Annotated in this window: 17 protein-coding genes and 1 tRNA gene; 14 read left to right on the forward strand and 4 right to left on the reverse strand. The window is 44.5% G+C overall.

Features of this window, described 5'->3' with window-relative positions:
- Positions 1–5 precede the first annotated feature (5 nt).
- From AB5642_RS09500 to AB5642_RS09535, 8 genes are all read left to right on the forward strand, one after another.
- Positions 6–860 carry a carbohydrate ABC transporter permease gene (locus AB5642_RS09500; protein WP_148461675.1) on the forward strand — a complete coding sequence of 285 codons (855 nt, stop codon included), beginning with the start codon at positions 6–8 and terminating at the stop codon, positions 858–860.
- Positions 861–942: 82 nt separating this feature from the next.
- Positions 943–2,253, forward strand: coding sequence for an alpha-L-fucosidase (locus tag AB5642_RS09505; protein WP_173716896.1), 1,311 nt, complete (start codon positions 943–945; stop codon positions 2,251–2,253).
- A gap of 6 nt (positions 2,254–2,259) precedes the next feature.
- Positions 2,260–3,510, forward strand: coding sequence for a Gfo/Idh/MocA family protein (locus AB5642_RS09510; RefSeq protein ID WP_118582303.1), 1,251 nt, complete (start codon positions 2,260–2,262; stop codon positions 3,508–3,510).
- Positions 3,497–4,324, forward strand: a complete 828-nt coding sequence (locus AB5642_RS09515) for an acyltransferase domain-containing protein (RefSeq protein ID WP_118582306.1) — start codon at positions 3,497–3,499, stop codon at positions 4,322–4,324. Before AB5642_RS09510 ends, AB5642_RS09515 begins: the two co-directional genes overlap by 14 nt.
- A gap of 147 nt (positions 4,325–4,471) precedes the next feature.
- Complete coding sequence (locus tag AB5642_RS09520; RefSeq protein ID WP_148461673.1) at positions 4,472–5,401, forward strand: sugar phosphate nucleotidyltransferase; 930 nt, start codon at positions 4,472–4,474, stop codon at positions 5,399–5,401.
- A 36-nt stretch (positions 5,402–5,437) separates the two neighbouring features.
- Positions 5,438–6,520 carry a phosphotransferase enzyme family protein gene (locus AB5642_RS09525; RefSeq protein ID WP_148461808.1) on the forward strand — a complete coding sequence of 361 codons (1,083 nt, stop codon included), beginning with the start codon at positions 5,438–5,440 and terminating at the stop codon, positions 6,518–6,520.
- 202 nt (positions 6,521–6,722) lie between these two features.
- A complete protein-coding gene (gene galE / locus AB5642_RS09530; protein WP_118582312.1) occupies positions 6,723–7,739 on the forward strand; it encodes a UDP-glucose 4-epimerase GalE in 1,017 nt (338 codons plus the stop codon).
- Positions 7,739–8,347: an HAD family phosphatase gene (locus tag AB5642_RS09535; protein WP_195379426.1), complete on the forward strand. Its 609-nt coding sequence runs from the start codon at positions 7,739–7,741 to the stop codon at positions 8,345–8,347. Before galE ends, AB5642_RS09535 begins: the two co-directional genes overlap by 1 nt.
- Before the next feature lie 57 nt (positions 8,348–8,404).
- On the opposite strand, the gene AB5642_RS09540 is transcribed toward AB5642_RS09535, so the two are convergent.
- A tRNA-Phe gene (locus AB5642_RS09540) sits at positions 8,405–8,477 on the reverse strand.
- A gap of 175 nt (positions 8,478–8,652) precedes the next feature.
- Here AB5642_RS09540 and AB5642_RS09545 point away from each other — a divergent pair.
- The 6 genes from AB5642_RS09545 to AB5642_RS09570 all read left to right on the forward strand — a co-directional run bounded on the left by AB5642_RS09545 (position 8,653) and on the right by AB5642_RS09570 (position 15,114).
- Positions 8,653–10,509 (forward strand): DUF6020 family protein, encoded by a 1,857-nt coding sequence (locus AB5642_RS09545; protein WP_368371563.1) that lies wholly within the window; start codon positions 8,653–8,655, stop codon positions 10,507–10,509.
- Between the two features lie 161 nt (positions 10,510–10,670).
- Positions 10,671–11,669 carry an NAD(P)/FAD-dependent oxidoreductase gene (locus tag AB5642_RS09550; protein ID WP_173718214.1) on the forward strand — a complete coding sequence of 333 codons (999 nt, stop codon included), beginning with the start codon at positions 10,671–10,673 and terminating at the stop codon, positions 11,667–11,669.
- A 55-nt stretch (positions 11,670–11,724) separates the two neighbouring features.
- Positions 11,725–12,027 (forward strand): thioredoxin, encoded by a 303-nt coding sequence (gene trxA, locus AB5642_RS09555; protein ID WP_118582321.1) that lies wholly within the window; start codon positions 11,725–11,727, stop codon positions 12,025–12,027.
- 5 nt (positions 12,028–12,032) lie between these two features.
- Entirely contained in the window at positions 12,033–13,772 is a 1,740-nt protein-coding gene (locus AB5642_RS09560; protein WP_173718215.1) for a B12-binding domain-containing radical SAM protein, read from the forward strand.
- Between the two features lie 210 nt (positions 13,773–13,982).
- Positions 13,983–14,570, forward strand: coding sequence for an AIR synthase-related protein (locus tag AB5642_RS09565; protein ID WP_173716892.1), 588 nt, complete (start codon positions 13,983–13,985; stop codon positions 14,568–14,570).
- A gap of 43 nt (positions 14,571–14,613) precedes the next feature.
- Positions 14,614–15,114 (forward strand): tRNA (cytidine(34)-2'-O)-methyltransferase, encoded by a 501-nt coding sequence (locus AB5642_RS09570; protein WP_173716891.1) that lies wholly within the window; start codon positions 14,614–14,616, stop codon positions 15,112–15,114.
- A gap of 70 nt (positions 15,115–15,184) precedes the next feature.
- Here AB5642_RS09570 and AB5642_RS09575 read toward each other — a convergent pair whose 3' ends face one another.
- The 3 genes from AB5642_RS09575 to AB5642_RS09585 are packed head-to-tail and all read right to left on the reverse strand — an operon-like array spanning position 15,185 to position 19,792.
- A complete protein-coding gene (locus AB5642_RS09575) occupies positions 15,185–16,690 on the reverse strand; it encodes a HAMP domain-containing sensor histidine kinase (protein ID WP_173716890.1) in 1,506 nt (501 codons plus the stop codon).
- A complete protein-coding gene (locus AB5642_RS09580; protein WP_118582333.1) occupies positions 16,687–17,388 on the reverse strand; it encodes a response regulator transcription factor in 702 nt (233 codons plus the stop codon). Before AB5642_RS09580 ends, AB5642_RS09575 begins: the two co-directional genes overlap by 4 nt.
- Before the next feature lie 22 nt (positions 17,389–17,410).
- Positions 17,411–19,792 (reverse strand): endonuclease MutS2, encoded by a 2,382-nt coding sequence (locus AB5642_RS09585; RefSeq protein ID WP_173718218.1) that lies wholly within the window; start codon positions 19,790–19,792, stop codon positions 17,411–17,413.
- Between the last annotated feature and the right edge of the window lie 107 nt (positions 19,793–19,899).

A 19,899-nucleotide genomic window follows, 5' to 3' on the forward strand; every position in this document is an offset into this window, starting at 1 on the left:
TGAATATGAAAAAAACAAATACCCTGAAAGGTGTAAATAGTATGCCGGCGGGAACCAGGATCGTGACTTACATTTGTCTTGCGTGGGCGCTGATCGTGTCGTTGCTTCCCATTGGCTGGCTGGTTTTATCCAGCCTGAAAAAAGATCCTATGGCGAGACCTGGCTTTCAGCTTCCGGAATCCATTTGTCTGGATGGTTATATTTCCACATTTAAAGATTTACATGTGATGAGATATTTTGGAAACAGTCTTTTTGTCGCAGGTGTTTCCGTGGTGATCAGTGTGGTGATGATTTCCATGTCTGCATATGTGGTAGCGCGAATGGAATTCAAAGGAAAAGCACTGGTAAATGTACTTTTGTATTCCACCATGTTTATCCCAGCCACAGCCCTTACTTATCCGGTATATAATCTGGTAAACCGCCTGCATTTATATGATACAAGATCTGCGCTGATCCTGATTTATTCCTGCAGTGGAATTGCAGTGAGTTTTTTTGTGATCAAAAACTATTACGACAATATCCCAAGAGAGCTGGAAGAGGCGGCGAGAATTGACGGATGTGGGTATGTACAGACCTGGATGAAAGTAATTTTTCCAATTGCACGTCCGGGAATTATGACAGCAGCTGTGCTTGCGTTTTTGAATAATTGGAATGAGTATTACTGGGCCTCTCTTGTGCTGATCACAAGGGAAAAGCTGACAGTACCGGCGCTTTTGTCTACTTTCACAACAGCCTTTAACACCAATTATAACGGACTTTTTTCCGCTATGGTGATTATCATTCTTCCGCCTGTGCTTCTGTACTGTATTTTCAGCAGATTCTTTATTGAGGCACTGTCTGGCGGAGCCGTGAAAGGTTGACAGGTGAAATGAAAGTTTTTTGATAAAAATGCTGAATATACAAAATTTTCTGATATAATGAAGAAGACAGGAGAATAGAAACATGAATGAGGAAATAAGACAGCGCACCAAATGGTTTATGGAAGACAGATTCGGTATGTTTATTCATTGGGGATTATACTCCATTCCAGCATGCGGTGAATGGATGATGTCACAGAAAGAAATGACAATTGAGGAATACAGTAAGTATTTTGATCAGTTTGATCCTGTGGATTATGATCCGAAGAAATGGGTTTGTCTGGCAAAAAAAGCAGGCATGAAGTACGTGGTACTTACAGCAAAGCACCATGACGGATTTTGTCTGTTTGACTCTAAACTGACAGACTACAAGTCAACAAACACAAAAGCAGGCAGAGACCTGGTAAGAGAATTTGTAGATGCATGCCGAGAGGAAGGATTAAAGGTTGGTCTTTATTTTTCCATTATCGACTGGCATCATCCGGATTTTCCTAAATATGGAGACAGGCAGCATCCTATGCGAAACAATCCGGCATATAAAGATGAAAAAATTGATTTTGACAGATATCTTGCGTATATGCATGGCCAGATAAAGGAACTTGTAACAGGGTATGGCAAGCTGGATCTTCTATGGTTCGATTTTTCCTATGACGATATGACCGGAGAAAAATGGAAAGCCACAGAGCTGATCAAAATGGTTCGAAAGTATCAGCCGGATGTGATCATTGACAACCGTCTGGAAGGTGCGGGGGATAACCATGGCAGCATTACAACAGAGAAACCACTGATTTACAGCGGTGATTTTGCAAGTCCGGAGCAGATCATTCCTCCAAAAGGAGTATGTGATGACAAGGGAGAACCCATTCCATGGGAACTTTGTGCCACTATGAATAATCATTGGGGATATTGCAATTTCGACCATCAGTATAAGACCCCTCAGATGCTTGTAAGAAAGCTGGTGGAATGTGCCAGCAAGGGTGGAAATATGATCCTGAACGTGGGACCAGATGCCCGTGGAAATATTCCGGAGGAGAGTGTTCAGATTCTCACAGAAGTTGGAAAATGGATGAAAAAAAATGGGGAGAGCATTTACGGATGCGGAATTTCCAAATTGGAAAAGCCGGATTGGGGAAGATATACCCAGAAAGGTGACATCATTTATGCTCATGTTTATGAGACACCGCTTGGAGCACTTCCGCTGTATGGAATCGGCCCGGATAAGCTGGAATCTGTTACATATCTTGCAGACGGCAGTGAGGTGAACAGAGGGGAAGCATGGAATACGGTGCTGTATCCGGATGTGGCCTTTGTTTCCTTCGGAGATGATCCGGTATTTACCTATCCATTGCCAGATGAAAAAGATACGGTTTTAAAAATACGTTTGCGACAGGAGTAAAAGAGTATGAAAAAGGTAACGAGTATTGTAATTGGAGCAGGCCTTAGAGGAGGTCATGTTTATTCTCAGTATGCACTGGACCATCCAGATGAATTTCAGGTGGTGGCAGTTGCAGAGCCGGATAAAGAGCGCAGAGAGAGCTTTGCAAAAAGACACAATATTCCGGAAGAGCTTTGCTTCGAAAGCTATGAAGAGCTTCTTGGAAAAGAAAAGCTGGCAGATTGTGCCATGATCTGCACCATGGACAGGATGCATTATGAGCCTACGATCATGGCTCTGAAAAAGGGATATCATGTACTTTGTGAAAAGCCCATGTCTCCCGACAAGAAAGAAATCATTGAAATGGGAGAGATGGCGAAGAAATACGACCGTATTCTGTCCGTGTGCCACGTACTTCGGTATTCTCCGTTCTTTTCCAAATTAAAAGAACTTCTGGAAGAAGGCAAAATAGGAAGACTTATGACTATCCAGCATATGGAAGAGGTAGGTTACTGGCATCAGGCACATAGCTTTGTAAGAGGAAACTGGAGAAATGCAGAGGAATCCAGTCCTATGATCCTGCAGAAATGCTGTCATGATATGGATATCATGCTGTGGCTGGCAGACAGTAAATGCGAAAGCCTTAGTTCCTTTGGCGAACTGTCTTATTTTACAGAGGAAAATGCACCGGAAGGAGCTCCTGCTTATTGTCTGGATGGATGCCCACATAGAGATGAATGTGCTTTCTATGCACCACGCTTTTATCTGGAGAATTTAGATGGCTATCTGGTACGTGCAGTGACCGATCAGACAGATCCGGAGCATGTATTGGAGGCTTTGAAAAAAGGACCTTACGGAAGATGTGTATTCCACTGTGATAATACAGTAGTAGATCACCAGTCCGTTGACATAAAGTTTGAAAATCAGGTAACAGCGTCCTTCCTTATGACAGCCTTTACAGACCAGTGTGCTAGACGGATCCGTCTTATGGGAACAAAAGGTGAGATCAAAGGCGATATGGATGCAGGTACTATTGAGATCAGAGATTTTGTCAGTGGGAATCTGGAGACAATAGAGCTTCACACACCTGCAAACGGACATAACGGAAGTGATATGAGTATGATGCATGATTTTGTCCGTATGGTAGGAGAAGGAAGAAAGGGTAAAACAGACGCTGCTGTTTCCGTGGAGAGTCATCTGATGGCACTGGCAGCAGAGGAAGCAAGAATAACGGGACAGGTTGTAAATCTCAGAGGATTTGCCAATGAAAATAAATGAATTTTTAGCTGAAATCAACATGCTGCCGGAGGCTGTGCATCTGCTTAATGAGCTTCAGGAATCCGGACGCATTGGGGAGGAAGAATATCAGGAAAATAAGCTTTTGTATGAGAAAGACAGAGCTTTGTTTTATGAAAAAATTCTTTTGGAAAAGGATTATCGGCTTGTGTTTCTGTATTATTTATGCCGCATGGGCGCCGAAACCTATGATGCTTATGAAAAGCGGGGAATCAGCCGGGAAATTTTCAGGGACACTTTTTACGATCTGACCTTTTGGTGTGAAAACTGTTTTCTGGAATATGGAGAGTATGGAATTGATGAATACGACTGGTTTTTCCGCCATATGAAGCTTACCATTTTCAGGCTTGGAAGAATGCAATTTGAAATCATGGATTCCCGCTGGAATTTTACAGCAGGAGAAAGAATGGTAAAAAAAGGAGATCCGATCATCAGTATTCATATTCCACAGGGCGAAAAGCTCACACTGGAGAGTGTGAGGGAATCCATTATTCAGGGAATGGCTTTCTGGGGAAAAGAGATGCCGTATCTGTGTCATTCCTGGCTGCTCTATCCGGGGCTTAAAGACATTTTGCCGGAGAAAAGCAATATCATTATGTTTCAGAATCAATTTCAGATTGTAGAAACAGATTGGGATGAGCGTGAGGCTGAATGGCGTATTTGGGGAAAGGTACAGCGGAACCTGAATGTATATTCCGAGAACACATCTCTTCAGAGAGCTGCAAAGAAATATCTGAAGTCAGGAAAAGTGCTGGGGAGCGGTCTGGGAATATTAAAACCGGAGTATTTCCTGTGAAATAATTGATAGAAATTGACAAGAAGAGATTTGTCTGTTACCATCGAACCAGGGGCAATTGTTTGTCCCTGGTATCGTTATGAATAAGCAACAAAGCGGATCAGGAATATCCGTTTTGACAAATAAAAAATGGGAGGCAGCAATAACATGAAAAAGCCGGTATTGGTAGTAATGGCAGCAGGTATGGGAAGCAGATATGGTGGCCTGAAGCAGATCGATCCTATTGATAAGGACGGGGACATTATCATTGATTTTTCTATCTATGATGCTATTCAGGCAGGGTTTGAAAAAATTGTATTTATTATAAAGAAGGAGAATGAGGCTGATTTCCGTGCTGCTATCGGAGATCGTATGAGTAAGCATATCCAGGTAGAATTTGTATTCCAGGATCTGCATAATCTTCCGGAAGGCTTTACAGTTCCGGAAGGACGTGTGAAGCCATGGGGAACCGGACATGCAATCATGAGCTGTATCAATGTGATTGATGGACCTTTTGCCGTTATTAATGCGGATGATTATTATGGACGTCATGCATTTAAGATGGCATATGATTTCCTTACAGAGAATCAGGATAAAGACGGCATTTATCAGTACATGATGGTAGGCTACAAGCTTGAGAACACATTGACAGATAATGGACATGTGGCTCGTGGTGTTTGTGTGACAGACGAAGAGGGATTTCTGAAGGATATTAATGAGCGCACCCATATTGAGAAGAGAGATGGCGGTGCTGCTTATACCGAGGATGATGGTGCTACATGGACAGAGCTTCCTATGGATGCTACGGTGTCTATGAATATGTGGGGATTTTCTGCAAGCATTCTGAGAGAACTGAAGGACAGATTCCCATTATTCCTGAAAGAAAATGTGGAAAAGAATCCTCTGAAATGCGAATATTTCCTTCCATTTGTTGTAGATGAGCTTCTTGGCGAGAAGAAAGCAACTGTCAAAGTTCTGAAATCTATGGACAAATGGTACGGAGTTACCTATAAAGAAGATAAGCCGGTAGTAGTTGCTGCAATTCAGAAGCTGAAAGATGACGGTCTTTATCCTCAGAAGCTTTGGGAGGAAAAATAAGTGGGAAAAACAAAAGATGTAAGCCATCAGGAACTGATGGAAGTAATCAACAGCTTTGATTTTGGCGGTAAACTTGAAGAGGTTGGCATATTTGGAAATGGCCACATTAATGAGACTTACTGTGCTGTATTTTCCACAGAAGCCGGACAGAAGCGCTATATTCTCCAGAAAATGAACAAGCAGATTTTCAAAGATCCTGTTGGTCTTATGGAGAATATCAGTGGTGTCACCTCCTGGCTGAAGAAGAAAATCCTGGAAAATGGCGGGGATGCAGAGCGCGAAACCCTGAATATCGTAAATGACCGTGCTGGAGCTCCTTATTTTGTAGATAAAGAGGGAGAATACTGGAGAGCGTATCTGTTTATAGAAGATGCAACCTGCTTTGATCAGGTGGAAAATGACGAGGATTTTTACCAGAGTGCTCTTGCATTTGGTAATTTCCAGCGCCTTCTTGCTGATTATCCGGCAGATACTCTTCATGAGACAATCCCGGATTTTCATAATACAGTGAAGCGATTTGCCAATTTTAAAAAGGCTGTGGAAGAGGATGCATGCGGACGGGCGGCTGATGTTCAGAAGGAGATACAGTTTGTCCTGGAAAGAGAGCAGCTGGCCCATACACTTGTGGATTTACAGGATGCAGGTAAGCTGCCTCTTCGTGTAACGCACAATGACACAAAGCTGAATAATATCATGATCGACAATGCTACCCATAAGGGAATCTGTGTGATCGATCTGGACACGGTAATGCCGGGACTTTCTCTGAATGATTTTGGTGATTCCATCCGTTTTGGCGCAAGCACGGCAGCAGAGGATGAGCAGGATATTTCCAAAGTGTCCTGTGACCTTCATCTGTTTGAGGTGTATGTAAAAGGATTTCTGGAAGGCTGCGGCGGTGCCCTCACAGATTTGGAGGTGGAAATGCTTCCGATGGGTGCAATCTTGATGACCTTTGAGTGTGGAATGCGTTTCCTGGCAGACCATCTGGAGGGAGATCATTATTTCCGCATCCATCGAGAGAATCAGAATCTGGATCGTGCAAGAACCCAGTTCAAGTTGGTGTGGGATATGGAACAGAAATTATCTGAGATGAAAGCTATTGTAGAAAAATATAAATAGTGGTATTCTAAACTTGGCAGGCATAAAAAATGCCTTCCAGGTTACTAATAAGGATTGCAAAGAATGGACATAAACCATCACAGTTGCTGTTTGCGGATAACATTCCGTGGAGTGCTGTGAAAAGAGAAAACAGCAGAAGGTTATTTGTTTATTGATTGTGATGAATGGTGGGAACTTTGCAGCAAACGAGGAGGAAAATATCATGGCAATTTTAGTAACAGGCGGTGCAGGATACATTGGAAGCCATACAGTTGTAGAACTTCAGAATTCCGGTTATGACGTAGTAGTTCTGGATAATCTGTCTAATTCCAGCGAGAAGGCCCTTGACAGAGTTTCCAAGATCACAGGCAAGCCGGTTAAATTTTATAAAGCAGATATCCTGGACAGGGAAGCCCTTGACCAGATTTTTGACAAAGAAGACATTGACTCCTGTATTCATTTTGCCGGACTGAAGGCTGTTGGAGAGTCCGTTGTAAAGCCTTGGGAATATTATGAGAATAATATTGCAGGAACCCTGACTCTTGTAGATGTAATGAGAAAACATGGTGTTAAGAATATTATTTTCTCTTCCTCTGCAACTGTATATGGAGATCCGGCACAGATCCCGATCACAGAAGAATGCCCGAAAGGACAGTGTACCAACCCATATGGCTGGACCAAATCCATGCTGGAGCAGGTTCTTACAGACATCCAGAAAGCAGATCCGGAGTGGAACGTAATGCTGCTTCGTTATTTTAATCCGATCGGTGCCCACAAGAGCGGAACCATCGGCGAAAACCCAAATGGTATCCCGAACAACCTTATGCCATACATCACACAGGTTGCTGTTGGCAAGCTGAAAGAGCTTGGCGTATTCGGTAATGACTATGACACTCCGGATGGAACCGGCGTGAGAGATTATATCCATGTAGTAGATCTTGCCAAAGGTCATGTAAAAGCGCTTAAAAAGATCGAGGAGAATCCTGGACTTGCAATCTATAACCTTGGCACAGGAAAAGGCTACAGTGTTCTTGATATTGTGAAGAATTTCGAAGCTGCAACAGGCGTTAAGATCCCATATGCGATCAAACCACGTCGTGCAGGCGATATTGCTACCTGCTACTGCGATGCTTCCAAGGCAGCGAAAGAGCTTGGCTGGACAGCTGAGAATGGCATCCGTGAGATGTGCGAGGATTCCTGGAGATGGCAGAGTAATAACCCGAATGGTTATGAAGACTAATGATTCGGAATTTAATTTTTGATGTTGGAGATGTACTGGTGGAGTATCGCTGGTTTGAGATGCTGACCAGGGACTACGGCCTTTCTGAAGCTGAGGCGAAGAGAATTGGCGAGGAAATGTTTGACAATGAGATCTGGGTACAGGGACTTGACGGAGGAAGGCTGAGCCTTGAGGAAGCCATTCATCAGTATGAACTGAAGTACCCGGACGATGTGGATGTGATGGGCTGGTTCCTTCGAAACGGAGAGCAGATGGCTGTAAAGCGTCCGGAGGTCTGGGACAAGGTTGCAGCGCTAAAGGAAAATGGTTATAAGATTTACCTGCTTTCCAACTACTCAGAAGAACTGTTCCATGTGCACACCAAGGGAGCGAAATTCCTGGATGTGCTTGATGGGGGAGTTGTTTCCTATCAGGTTCACGCCCTGAAGCCAGACAGGGAAATTTATGAAATCCTTCTGGAGAAATATAGCCTGAAAGCAGAAGAGTGTCTGTTTTTCGATGACCGCATGGATAATGTGGAAGGAGCGAAGAAGGCAGGAATTCAGGCGATACAGGTGACATCCAGAGAGATGCTGAACGAAACATTAGATGAAATGCTTACAAAATAAATGAGGCCGCCCCTTCGGGGGCGGCTTTTTCCAGAGCGTGTCCGAAAAATAAAAAAATGCCCAGAGCCGGAATCGAACCAGCGACACGAGGATTTTCAGTCCTCTGCTCTACCAACTGAGCTATCTGGGCATTTATAAGTTCTCTGAACTTACAGTGCATATAATAGCACAGAAACTGCTCTGGCGCAACAAAAATTTCAAAAAATCTGTAAATTCCCAAAATTTACCTTGTAAAAACCACGCCTTGCTTTTCATATATAGTAATGTTAGAATGGCAGTGTGATAAAAATCGGGAGGATTTATTGGTGGAAAAAAAATTAAAAAAATATACTTTGCCGGTTATTGCCGCCATTTTAACAGTGTTTGCTCTTTCCATGACGGGCTTGTATGCTGGTTCGGCAGATAATCCGGGAGAAACATTTCTTTCTTTATGCAAGAAAGAGATGACAGGAATCGGAATCGACAAACTGGTGGTTCTCATTGCGATCATTGCATTGTACATGAAATGCTGGAGGAATTTTTGCAGAAGCTGTAAATGGATCACGCATCTGATCGCCGCCATGTTTTCTGTTTTTATGCTGATCGGAATGTCCTTTTCCGTGCAGGGAAACTGGTCCTTCTTTACAGCTGGGAGAAATCAGATTCTGATTGCATTGCTTACATGGGCAGGATTCTTTTTTCTGTTTGATATAGTGATCAGTCTTTTATATGCATATGGAGAGAAGCATCCTTTTCTGCACAGCAGGAATATAAAGAAATTTCCGGAATTTATGGAAAAACACTACCTTCTGGTAGCATTTTTGCTGATTTTGGCAGGATGGCTTCCCTATATCCTGATCTTCTGGCCAGGAAGTGTTCCCTATGATGGCTTCCGGCAGCTGAATATGTTTGCCGGAAATCAGAGATTTACAAACAAGCATCCATGGGAATTAAGCCTTATAATGGGAGCCTTGATGACAATTGGAAATGTGATCAGTGATAACTGGGGCATTTTCATGGTGGTTGGCGTGCTGGCACTGATTTATGCGGTATGTTATGCCACTGTTTGTTATAAACTGAAATCATGGGGAGCACCAAGATGGTTCAATATCTGCTGTATTGCATTTTTCAGTCTTGTGCCTGTATTTGGAGCTTATTCCCAGACGATCATTAAGGATGGAAGTTTCAGCGCTCTGTTTTCCCTTTTCATGGTAATCTATGTGGAATGTTGCATTCCCACCCTTCGGGAAAAAAGCGGTCAGTCTTTAAGACAGCAGCTGACAGTGCTGTTTCTGGTTGGCTTTGGCATGTGCATTACCAGAAATAATGGACTTTACATGGTGCTTCCTGCATTTATCCTGTTATTCTTTTTCCTTGGAAAAAAACGCAGACTGTATGCAGTTGGAATGGTGATCCTTGTGACAGTGGGCTACATGGGGCTTCAGAAAGAAGTGGCACCGAGACTATACATTGGTAATTTCCCATCCAGAGTATTTTTCTCAATTCCAATGCAGCAGACAGCCAGATATCTGAAGGAATATCCGGATGATGTGACAAAGGAAGAAGCTAAAGCAATTGACGGGGTGATGAAGTATGATGAGATTGCGGATTTGTATAATCCGGAACTGTCTGATCCGGTAAAGGCAACTTATCGCGGCGGACATATTACCATGGCGAAGCTGAAACGCTACTTTAATGCCTGGTTCAGCATGTTTCTGAGGCATCCGGGGGTGTATATAGAAGCCACACTTCATAACAGCTATGGATATTATTACCCATTTCATAATTGCACCGCGCAGAGCTCCTACCGCTTCTATACAGTAAATGAGCCGCTGATTGAAGAGTCAGATTATCATCAGATCTTTTCCGCAGAGACAAGGAATCAGCTGAAACGTTATGCCGATCTGTGGAGTCAGATTCCAGGTCTTGCGCAGATCTGCAATGCGGGAACCTACACATGGATCGTGATTCTGCTCCTTGGATATCTGATCTACAGGAAGCGATGGAAAGGAATCCTGGTATTGGCTGCCCCGGCGCTGAATGTGGCAATCTGTATAGCTTCTCCGGTAAACGGTCTTCTGCGTTATGCGTTTCCGTTGATGGCGTGTATGCCAGCTGTGATATTCTGGGGACTGGCTTATGCAGAGAAGGCTATAGACGATAAAAGAACCGACGAAAAATGAAAAGTCTGAATTTCTTTTATAGAAAGTATATTGTCAGGTAACTATTTAGCAGGTACCCTTCAGGGAATGGGGTAACTGTGAAGATACGGAACAGTTACATGGTAAATAACAATATGTGGAAATGATTGGAATCATAAGAAAGGCAGGTGATTCTGAAGTATATGGAAAAAATAATCATTATCGGTGCCGGACCGGCAGGAATTTCCGCAGCTTTGTATGCTGCCCGGGCAAATATGGATCCACTGGTGATCAATAACGGCATTGGTGCTTTGGAAAAAGCAGAAAAAATAGAGAATTATTATGGTATGGAACATCCTGTTTCCGGGAAAGAATTATTTGAGACAGGACTTGCACAGGCGAAAGCATTAGGCGTGCGGATCCTGGAGGCACAGGTGCTGGGGATTGGCGGGTTTGATACTTTTACAGTAAAGACAACAGCAGGTGATTTTGACACCATCAGCGTGATTCTTGCCACAGGAAGCAAACGAAAGGCTCCTGCAATTCCGGGGATTAAGGAACTTGAGGGAAGAGGTGTCAGCTACTGTGCTGTGTGCGACGCATTTTTCTACAGGGGAAAGGATGTTGCAGTGCTTGGAAACAGCGACTTTGCTCTTCATGAGGCAGAAGAACTGGCACCTATGGCTGGTTCTGTTACCATTTACACAGATGGGAAAGAACCGGAGTTTTCCAGGAAATCTTCTTTTGCGGTGAATACAATGAAAATTCAGTCTGTAGAGGGAGACGAGAAGGTGTCCGGACTGCGTCTGATCTCTCAGTCTGAGACGGATGCAAAATCAGATACTGACGGAGAGAAGAACTTTCAGCTTTTGCCAGAAGGAAAGGAAGCTGAAATGGAAGCTTCAGAGCTCCATAACCCGGAGAGTCCGGTAAGGGATTCCACGGAGACATTTGTCCCGGCAGACGGCGTTTTTGTAGCTCTTGGAACTGCAGGAAGTGCAGAGATGGCAAGACAGATGGGCGCGGCACTTACTGAGAAAGGCAACATCAAGGTAAACGAAAAGATGGAGAGCACCATTCCGGGGCTTTTTGCAGCAGGTGATTGTACCGGCGGTCTTTTGCAGGTGGCAAAGGCAGTTTACGATGGCGCTCAGGCAGGACTCAGTGCAAACCAGTATGTGAGAAACAGACAAAAAAAGTAGAATTGCGGCGTGAAATCAGAGAGAAGAATAGACCGATAGAAAGGATGGATCAATTATGGCAAAAGTAATCACAACACAGAATTTCGAAGAGGAAGTATTAAAATCTGAGAAACCGTTTCTTCTTGATTTCTGGGCAACCTGGTGCGGACCATGCATGCGTCAGGGGCCAATCGTGGAGGAACTGGGAGAGGAAGGCTATGCAGTAGGAAAGCTTGATGTAGACCAGAACATGGAGCTTGCACAGCAGTTCCGGGTTATGAGCATCCCTACCCTGATCATTTTCAAGAACGGAGCAGAAGCACACCGTCTGGTTGGTCTTACAGATAAAGAAGAGTTAAAGAAACTTCTGGACGAGTAAGAACGATGAAGATATTACTTGCAGCATGTAATGCAAAATATATACATTCCAATCTGGCTGTCTTTAACCTGAAAGCCTGCGCAAAAGAATATGACAGCAATGTTGTACTTCGGGAATACACCATCAATCAGCAGAAGGATGACATTCTGAAGGATATTTACAGATGTCACCCGGATGTGATCTGCATATCCTGCTATATCTGGAACATTACTTTTGTGCGGGAACTGATGCAGGATCTGAGAAAGATCCTGCCGGATGTTCCTTTCTGGGCGGGAGGCCCGGAGGTATCGTATGATGCAGAGGAATTTCTGAAAAAGAACCCGGCATTTGATGGTGTAATGGTTGGAGAAGGAGAGGAGACCTTCCTGGAACTGGTGAAGCACTATGTGAATGGAAGTCCTTCTCTGGAGGAAACCACCGGACTTGTGTACTGTAAACCAGACGGTACAATTCAGAATAACGGATGGCGGCAGATCATGGATTTAAGCAGGGTACCCTTTGCTTATGAAGATCTGAAGGATTTTGAAAACCGTATTATCTATTATGAGAGCAGTCGGGGCTGTCCTTTTTCATGCAGCTATTGTCTGTCATCTGTGGACAAGAAACTGCGTTTTCGCGACCTGGAACTGGTAAAGAAAGAACTTCAGTTTTTCCTGGATCACAAAGTGCCACAGGTGAAATTTGTGGACAGAACCTTTAATTGCAAGCACGATCATGCAATGACCATCTGGCAGTACATAAAAGATCATGATAATGGAATTACCAATTTCCACTTTGAGATTTCAGCAGATTTGTTGAGGGAAAATGAACTGGAACTGATGAGCACCATGCGTCCGGGGCTGATCCAGCTGGAAATCGGTGTACAGTCCACAAATCCGGACACTATTCGTGCTATCCACAGGACTATGGATTTTCCGAAGCTGGCAGGGATTGTAAAACGCATCCACAGTTTTAAGAATATTCACCAGCATCTGGATCTGATCGCTGGTCTTCCTTATGAGGATTATGACAGCTTTCACCGGTCCTTCAATGATGTTTATGCACTTCGTCCCCAGCAGCTTCAGCTTGGATTTCTGAAGGTTCTGAAGGGCTCTCATATGAAAGAGATGACAGAGGAATATGGCATTGTGCATAAAGAACTGGAGCCATATGAGGTACTGGGAACCAGGTGGCTGCCATATGAAGACATTTTGAAGCTGAAAATGGTGGAAAGTATGGTGGAACTGTACTATAATAGTGGACAGTTTCAGAATACCATCGCCTGTGTGGAGCCTTTGTTTGAGGATGCTTTCACATTGTATGAGAAGCTGGGACAGTTTTATGAGAAAAAAGGTTATTCAGAGATTTCCCATTCCAGAATGCGCAGATATGAGATTCTGCTGGAGTTTGTGAAGGAAGAACTGGAAGAACAATCCGCAGTAAAATCTGGAAATCAGGATCCTGAGGTGGAGAATTCCGCGGGAAAAGCTGCGGAAGATTGCAGAGGAATGGAAACTGCGACCTGGGAAAAGGTGGCAGACAGCATGATCTACGACCTGTATCTCCGCGAAAACCTGAAAAGTCATCCATCCTTTGAGTATGACCAGAAGCCCTATGAGAAAGCAGTCTGGGAGTACAGGCGCCAGGAAAAGGTGCCCAAGACAGCGCATATTGAGGTGTTCCGGGATGGGAAAATATTGTTGTTTGATTATGAAAACCGGGATCCACTGCTTCATAATGCGGCAGTGAAGGAAATTCAGATATAATAAAGAAAGGGTGTAACTGTTCGGCTGGCCGTATTGACATGGCGTATATTTGTAGTCTGTAAAGTGCCGGATGGTTATGAGAGGTTAAAAATTATGGGAATGTTTGATCCAAAGAAAAGAAAACTTGTAACTGCGATCATTGCTGTTATTCTTGTTCTGGCAATGGTAGTTCCTGCTGTCCTCTCTCTTCTTCTGTAGGGAAAAGAGAAAATGAGGCTTGGAAAAGCGGCTATGGAAGCACTGCAGGCTGAAATCAGCGGGCTTCTTACGCCTGGAAACGAACTGGTGGTGGCTGGAGCCATTGCTCTTTACGGCACAGCGCAGATTGCAAGGGAAAAACATGAGATTTTAAGAGAGCATTTTTCAGAAGGTTTTTTACGGGAGGCAGAGAATCTGAGAACCCTTTACGGGACTGCGGATGAGATAAATATAAAAGAGGCTGGCGCTACCGCTTTTTATGCAATGGGCGAGGGTGGTTTTCTGAGTGCTCTGTGGAAGATGGCGGAGGCTTCCCAGGTGGGACTGGAAATGGATTTTTCCAAGGTACCCATACGCCAGGAGACAATTGAAATTTGTGAAATCTTTGACATTAATCCTTATAAGCTGAATTCGGAAGGGGCTGTTCTGATCGGTATTCCGGCAGGAGAAGCATTGGTGCAGGAGCTTCGCAGAATGGGCATGATGGCTGCTGTGATTGGACAGACGAATGCTGGAAATGACAGAATGCTTTACTACAATGGGAATGGCAGGTATCTGGAGCGGCCGGCTAAAGACGAGATATATAAGATATTGCCTTAAAATCGAAATAAAACTGCTGTAATTACAGGAGAGTATAAAAACTATGGGAACATTAAACATTGTACTTCATGAGCCGGAGATTCCGGCGAACACAGGAAATATAGGACGTACCTGTGTGGCTACAGGAACCAGGCTCCATCTGATCGAGCCGTTGGGATTTTCATTAAGTGAGAAAGCACTGAAACGTGCCGGAATGGACTACTGGAAAGATCTGGATGTAACTACTTATCTGGATTATGAAGATTTTCTGGAGAGAAATCCTGGAGCGAAGATTTATTATGCGACTACGAAAGCACCTCAGACTTATGCGGATGTGAAGTATGAGGACGACTGCTTTATCATGTTTGGCAAGGAGAGTGCCGGAATCCCGGAGGAGATTCTCCGTGACAATCAGGAGACCTGCGTAAGGATTCCCATGCTGGGAGAAACAAGATCTCTGAATCTGAGTAATTCGGTTGCCATTATTCTTTATGAAGCCTTTCGTCAGCATGACTTTGCCCATCTGAAACTGGAGGGGCATCTGCGCAAGTATGACTGGAAATAGTAAAAGACCTGGAGCTTTTTTCAAACACGCTCCAGGTCTTCGTTTTTTATAAAAAGAATTGCTGAATAATTTATTTTGCTTTCTTTAAAGTAAAAATGAATTCTGTTCCAACACCTTCCGTGCTGATCACATTAATATTCTGATTATGAGCTTTGATGATCTCTTTCACAATAGAAAGCCCAAGTCCTGTACCTTTCCGGTCTTTTCCGCGGGAGGTATCTGTCTTGTAAAATCTGTCCCACACCTTGGACAGGCTGTCCTTGGGGATTCCTACTCCGTGATCCTTCACAGAAACGAAAACCTTATCATTTTTTACGGATGTTTCAATGTTGATCGAGGAATTGTCATTACTGAATTTGATTGCATTGTCCAATAAATTGTACAGTACCTGCTGGATCTGTTCCATATCTGCCTCTACGAACAGCTCTCTTCCGGAAAGCAGCAGTTCCAGGTCAATATTCTTTTTGGAACAGATTACCTCAAACGTATTGGCAGTATTTTTGATCACATCATTAATATCAAATTTGCGGATATTCATCATCCGTTTCCGCTCATCCAGATCATTCAGCACCAGAAGGCTCCGCGTCAGTTTTTCCAGACGGTCAGCTTCATGGGAAATGATATTTAAATATTTGTCCTGCAATTCCGGGGGGATGGTGCCATCCAGAATTGCCTCCACATATCCTTTGATGGAAGTCAGAGGAGAGCGGAAATCGTGGGAAACATTGGCAATAAAGGTGCGCTGGTATTCTCCGTTCTGGTTGATCCTGTCTGCCATGTAGTTCAGAGTTTTGGCAAGGTAGCCCATTTCGTCCTCGGATTTCACTGGAATGCGATAACTCAGATCTCCGTTGGCATATTCGGAAGCCCCCTTGATGATCTGCTGCATGGGAGTATGGATCCATTTCTGATAGCAGAGAAGGAGCAGTCCGCACAAGGCATACACGGCAAAAAAAACCATCTGAAGAATTCCAAGAAGACCGCTTCGTTTCTGATAAAGCTGCTGCATGTCATAATGGTAGGTAACATAGCCTTCTGTTACACTGGAATTTTCCACCGGTATCATCACATTAAGATGGGGACTGGAAAAATAGCCATAAAAATTACTGATCTGATATTGGGTGTTAAGCCAGAAGTCCAAATCAGAATAGGGTATGGAAATTGTGTTTGCAGCAGAGACTTTTTCAGAGGATGCTTCATTCTCTGGGATTTTATCTGTTTCTGAAGTCTGAACTTCAGAATCGGCAGTGGATTTCGCAGAACTGACGTTATATTCCAGATTTGAGGACTGCACGATCACATGGAAATTTTTATCCAGGATCAGTATCCCGGCTTCCTCTCCGGAAGCCAGAATATCCATAATCTTTTCCAGTCCTTTGCTATCATTGTCTGCAACCTGCTGTACAGTGACAGCATCAGAAGCAAATCGTACAGCACTGTCATACAGCCTTGCGCCAACTTCTTCTTCCAGATAGGTTTCCACGAAATGAGAGCCACCTGCTGTAGCGAAAAGGAAGCCTACAATTCCAATGAAAATATAACTGCAGATCAGTTTGCTGTGAACCGTTTTTCTCATTCGCTTTTTACCTCAAACTTGTATCCGATTCCCCAGACTGTAGAAATAGACCAGTTCGGATGATCTTTGATTTTTTCGCGCAGACGTTTAATGTGAACGTCTACAGTTCTGGTATCGCCAATATATTCGTAGCCCCAGATGTGGTCCAGTAGCTGCTCTCTGGTGAATACCTGATTGGGTGAGGAAGCAAGGAAATAGAGAAGCTCCAGCTCCTTAGGCGGCATGTCTACCTGTTTTCCCATATAAGTAACGGAATAGTTGGTAAGGTTGACAATAAGATCCGGATAAGTGGCACATTTCTCATCGCTTACAACTGCAGCCTGTTTGGGCTGGAAACGGCGTAGAACTGCACGGACACGGGCAACCAGTTCTTTTGAATCAAAAGGCTTGATAATGTAGTCGTCGGCGCCAAGCTCCAGGCCAAGTACCTTGTCAAAGGTTTCTCCTTTTGCGGAAAGCATAATGATCGGCACGTCTGAGGTGTGGCGGATCTCACGGCAGACCTGATAGCCGTCAATACCTGGAAGCATCAGATCCAGAAGAATCAGGTTCGGGCGAAAAGTCTGAAATTCTTTTAAAGCCAGCTCGCCATCGTTTACAATTTTTGTTTCGAAACATTCTTTGGTAAGATACAGAGAAATCAGCTCTGCAATATTGTTGTCATCATCGACAATGAGGATTTTCTGTTTAGCAACCATAGTTTCTCCTTATAAAATATAGTTATTTCTTAAATTCTACAATGGTAACACCAGCATCTCCTTCGCCAAATTCAGCCAGGTGGAAATCTGCCACATGCTTCTGGCGGCGGAGATAATTGTGTACTCCTTTTCGAAGGGCACCGGTACCTTTACCATGTACGATACGCACGCTCTTTAAGTGTGCCAGATAAGCGTCATCCAGATATTTATCCAGTTCTGCCACAGCCTCATCTACAGTTTTTCCAAGAAGATTAATTTCAGTGGAAACACTGGTAGACTTGGACATGCGGATCTTGCCTGCTCCTGTTCTGGAAAGTCCAGGAGTGTTGATAACTGGTTCGTCAACAAGCTCCAGGTCAGAAATATGAACCTTGGAACGGATGATACCCATCTGTACAAAAAGAAAGCCTTTGGAATCGGGATGACTGCTGACAGTTCCTTTCAGATTCATGCTCAGTACCTGAACGGTATCTCCAAGGGAAAGATCCTTAGGCTTCAGCTCTTTTTTCGGTTTCTTTACGGTGGTGTTCATGGACATGCCCTTTTCGGCTTTGTTCATGCGGTTTCTAAGATTCTGGCGTTCTTTTTCAATGGCAGCAGTGTCCACGTGATCTTTCTGGAATTTGTGGAACATTTTCATGGTCTGATCTGCGTATTCCTTAGCATCTGCAAGAATCTTACGGGCTTCTTCGTTGGCTTCGCGCAAGATCCGCTCTTTACGTTCGTCCAGCTTCTCCTGCTTGGACTCTAACTCCTGTTTCAGGGAAGCAATCTGGGTTTTGTAACGCTCTGCTTCCTGACGCTCGTTTTCGATGATCACGCGGCTGTTTTCCAGGGAGGTAAGTACATCCTCGAAGGACTCGTCCTTCTGGCTGATCTGATCTTTGGCGCGCTCAATGATAAAGTCCGGAAGTCCAAGTTTGGAAGAAATCGCAAAGGCATTACTCTTTCCAGGAACACCGATGAGCAGGCGGTAAGTAGGACGCAGGGTTTCCACATTAAACTCACAGCAGGCATTTTCAACGCCGTCAGTGGACAGGGCGTAAACTTTCAGTTCACTGTAATGGGTGGTTGCCATAGTGCGGATGCCCTGTTCATGCAGGAAGGACAAAATGGAGATGGCAAGTGCCGCTCCTTCTGTCGGGTCGGTACCAGCGCCAAGCTCATCAAAAAGCACCAGAGAGTCCTGATCTGCTTTTTTCAGGAAAGACACTACGTTGGTCATATGTGAGGAAAAGGTACTGAGAGACTGCTCGATGCTCTGCTCGTCCCCGATATCTGCGTAAACCTCACGGAAAACAGAAAGCTCGGAGCGGTCCAGGGCTGGAATGTGAAGTCCCGCCTGTCCCATCAGGGTCAGAAGTCCAACTGTCTTAAGGGAAACGGTTTTACCACCAGTATTTGGTCCGGTTACAACAAGGAGGTCGAAGTCTTCTCCAAGACGGATGTCAATGGGAACGGCTTTTTTTCTGGGAATGAGCGGGTGGCGTGCCTGTTTCAGGTGAATGCGTTTCTCTGTATTGAAAATGGGTTCTGTGGCATTCATATCCAGTGCAAGTCCTGCTCTGGCAAAAATGAAATCCAGCTGGATCATAATGTCAAGGTCTGCGCGAATGGCGTCCACATTCTGGGCGGTCTGTTCACTTAAGGTAGCGAGAACTGCCTCAATCTCTTTCTGTTCTTGAAGCTCCAGCTCGCGGATGTCGTTGTTTAGTTTGACAATCGCCAGAGGCTCAATGAATAAAGTGGAGCCGGTGGAAGACTGGTCGTGGATCATACCTGGAACCTGGCCTTTGTATTCGGCTTTCACCGGGATACAGTAGCGGCCGTTTCGCATGGTGATAACGGAGTCCTGAAGGTAATTGCGGGCGCTGCCGTTTACCAGGGAGGCCAGCTGGGTGTGGATGCGGTCGTTGGCAACCTTCATGCTGCGGCGTACATGCATCAGACCGGCACTGGCATCGTCACTGATTTCGTCCTGGGAGATGATGCAGCGGCGGATTTCGGATGAGAGGGGAGTCAATGGCTCCAGACTCTCAAACATGCCGTCCAGAGAATCTTCTCTTGCATCTCCGCGCTCATTTCGGGAGTAGGCTTTGACACGGTTGGTGTTTTCCAGAAGTCCGGCAATGGCAAGGAGTTCGGAAATTCCAAGGGAGCTCCCAATTTCCAGACGTTTCAGTGAGCCGCGCACGTCTTTTACGCTTCCAAAGGAGATGTTTCCTTTCTGGAAAAGGCGTGTGAGGGCGTCTTTGGTCTGGGTCTGCATATGACGGATTTCGTAAACATCTTCAGAGGGCAGAAGGTGCCTGCACAGGTCTTTCCCCATCTGGGAAGAAGCCTTCTCTGTCAGCTGGTCGATGATCTTGTAGTATTCAAGTGATTTTAAAGCTTTTGGATTCATAATATCTCCTATAAATCAATTGCTATTTAGTGTGTTGGTCGTTATTCCGGACGCGATTTCACAATGTATATTCACCGCCGCGCGTCGCAACGTTCCGGCAAGCTAAT

The sequence above is a fragment of the Ruminococcus sp. 1001136sp1_2201st1_G3_2201SCRN_220225 genome (genome assembly GCF_040924365.1).
Taxonomy (GTDB): Bacteria; Bacillota; Clostridia; order Lachnospirales; family Lachnospiraceae; genus Blautia_A; species Blautia_A faecis.

Excerpts from the sequence above, each read along its gene's own strand:
- AB5642_RS09500 (WP_148461675.1), top strand. The coding sequence starts at position 6 with ATGAAAAAAACAAATACCCTGAAAGGTGTAAATAGTATGCCGGCGGGA.
- AB5642_RS09505 (WP_173716896.1), top strand. The coding sequence starts at position 943 with ATGAATGAGGAAATAAGACAGCGCACCAAATGGTTTATGGAAGACAGA.
- AB5642_RS09510 (WP_118582303.1), top strand. The coding sequence starts at position 2,260 with ATGAAAAAGGTAACGAGTATTGTAATTGGAGCAGGCCTTAGAGGAGGT.
- AB5642_RS09515 (WP_118582306.1), top strand. The coding sequence starts at position 3,497 with ATGAAAATAAATGAATTTTTAGCTGAAATCAACATGCTGCCGGAGGCT.
- AB5642_RS09520 (WP_148461673.1), top strand. The coding sequence starts at position 4,472 with ATGAAAAAGCCGGTATTGGTAGTAATGGCAGCAGGTATGGGAAGCAGA.
- AB5642_RS09525 (WP_148461808.1), top strand. The coding sequence starts at position 5,438 with ATGGAAGTAATCAACAGCTTTGATTTTGGCGGTAAACTTGAAGAGGTT.
- galE (WP_118582312.1), top strand. The coding sequence starts at position 6,723 with ATGGCAATTTTAGTAACAGGCGGTGCAGGATACATTGGAAGCCATACA.
- AB5642_RS09535 (WP_195379426.1), top strand. The coding sequence starts at position 7,739 with ATGATTCGGAATTTAATTTTTGATGTTGGAGATGTACTGGTGGAGTAT.
- AB5642_RS09550 (WP_173718214.1), top strand. The coding sequence starts at position 10,671 with ATGGAAAAAATAATCATTATCGGTGCCGGACCGGCAGGAATTTCCGCA.
- trxA (WP_118582321.1), top strand. The coding sequence starts at position 11,725 with ATGGCAAAAGTAATCACAACACAGAATTTCGAAGAGGAAGTATTAAAA.
- AB5642_RS09560 (WP_173718215.1), top strand. The coding sequence starts at position 12,033 with ATGAAGATATTACTTGCAGCATGTAATGCAAAATATATACATTCCAAT.
- AB5642_RS09565 (WP_173716892.1), top strand. The coding sequence starts at position 13,983 with ATGAGGCTTGGAAAAGCGGCTATGGAAGCACTGCAGGCTGAAATCAGC.
- AB5642_RS09570 (WP_173716891.1), top strand. The coding sequence starts at position 14,614 with ATGGGAACATTAAACATTGTACTTCATGAGCCGGAGATTCCGGCGAAC.
- AB5642_RS09575 (WP_173716890.1), bottom strand. The coding sequence starts at position 16,690 with ATGAGAAAAACGGTTCACAGCAAACTGATCTGCAGTTATATTTTCATT.
- AB5642_RS09580 (WP_118582333.1), bottom strand. The coding sequence starts at position 17,388 with ATGGTTGCTAAACAGAAAATCCTCATTGTCGATGATGACAACAATATT.
- AB5642_RS09585 (WP_173718218.1), bottom strand. The coding sequence starts at position 19,792 with ATGAATCCAAAAGCTTTAAAATCACTTGAATACTACAAGATCATCGAC.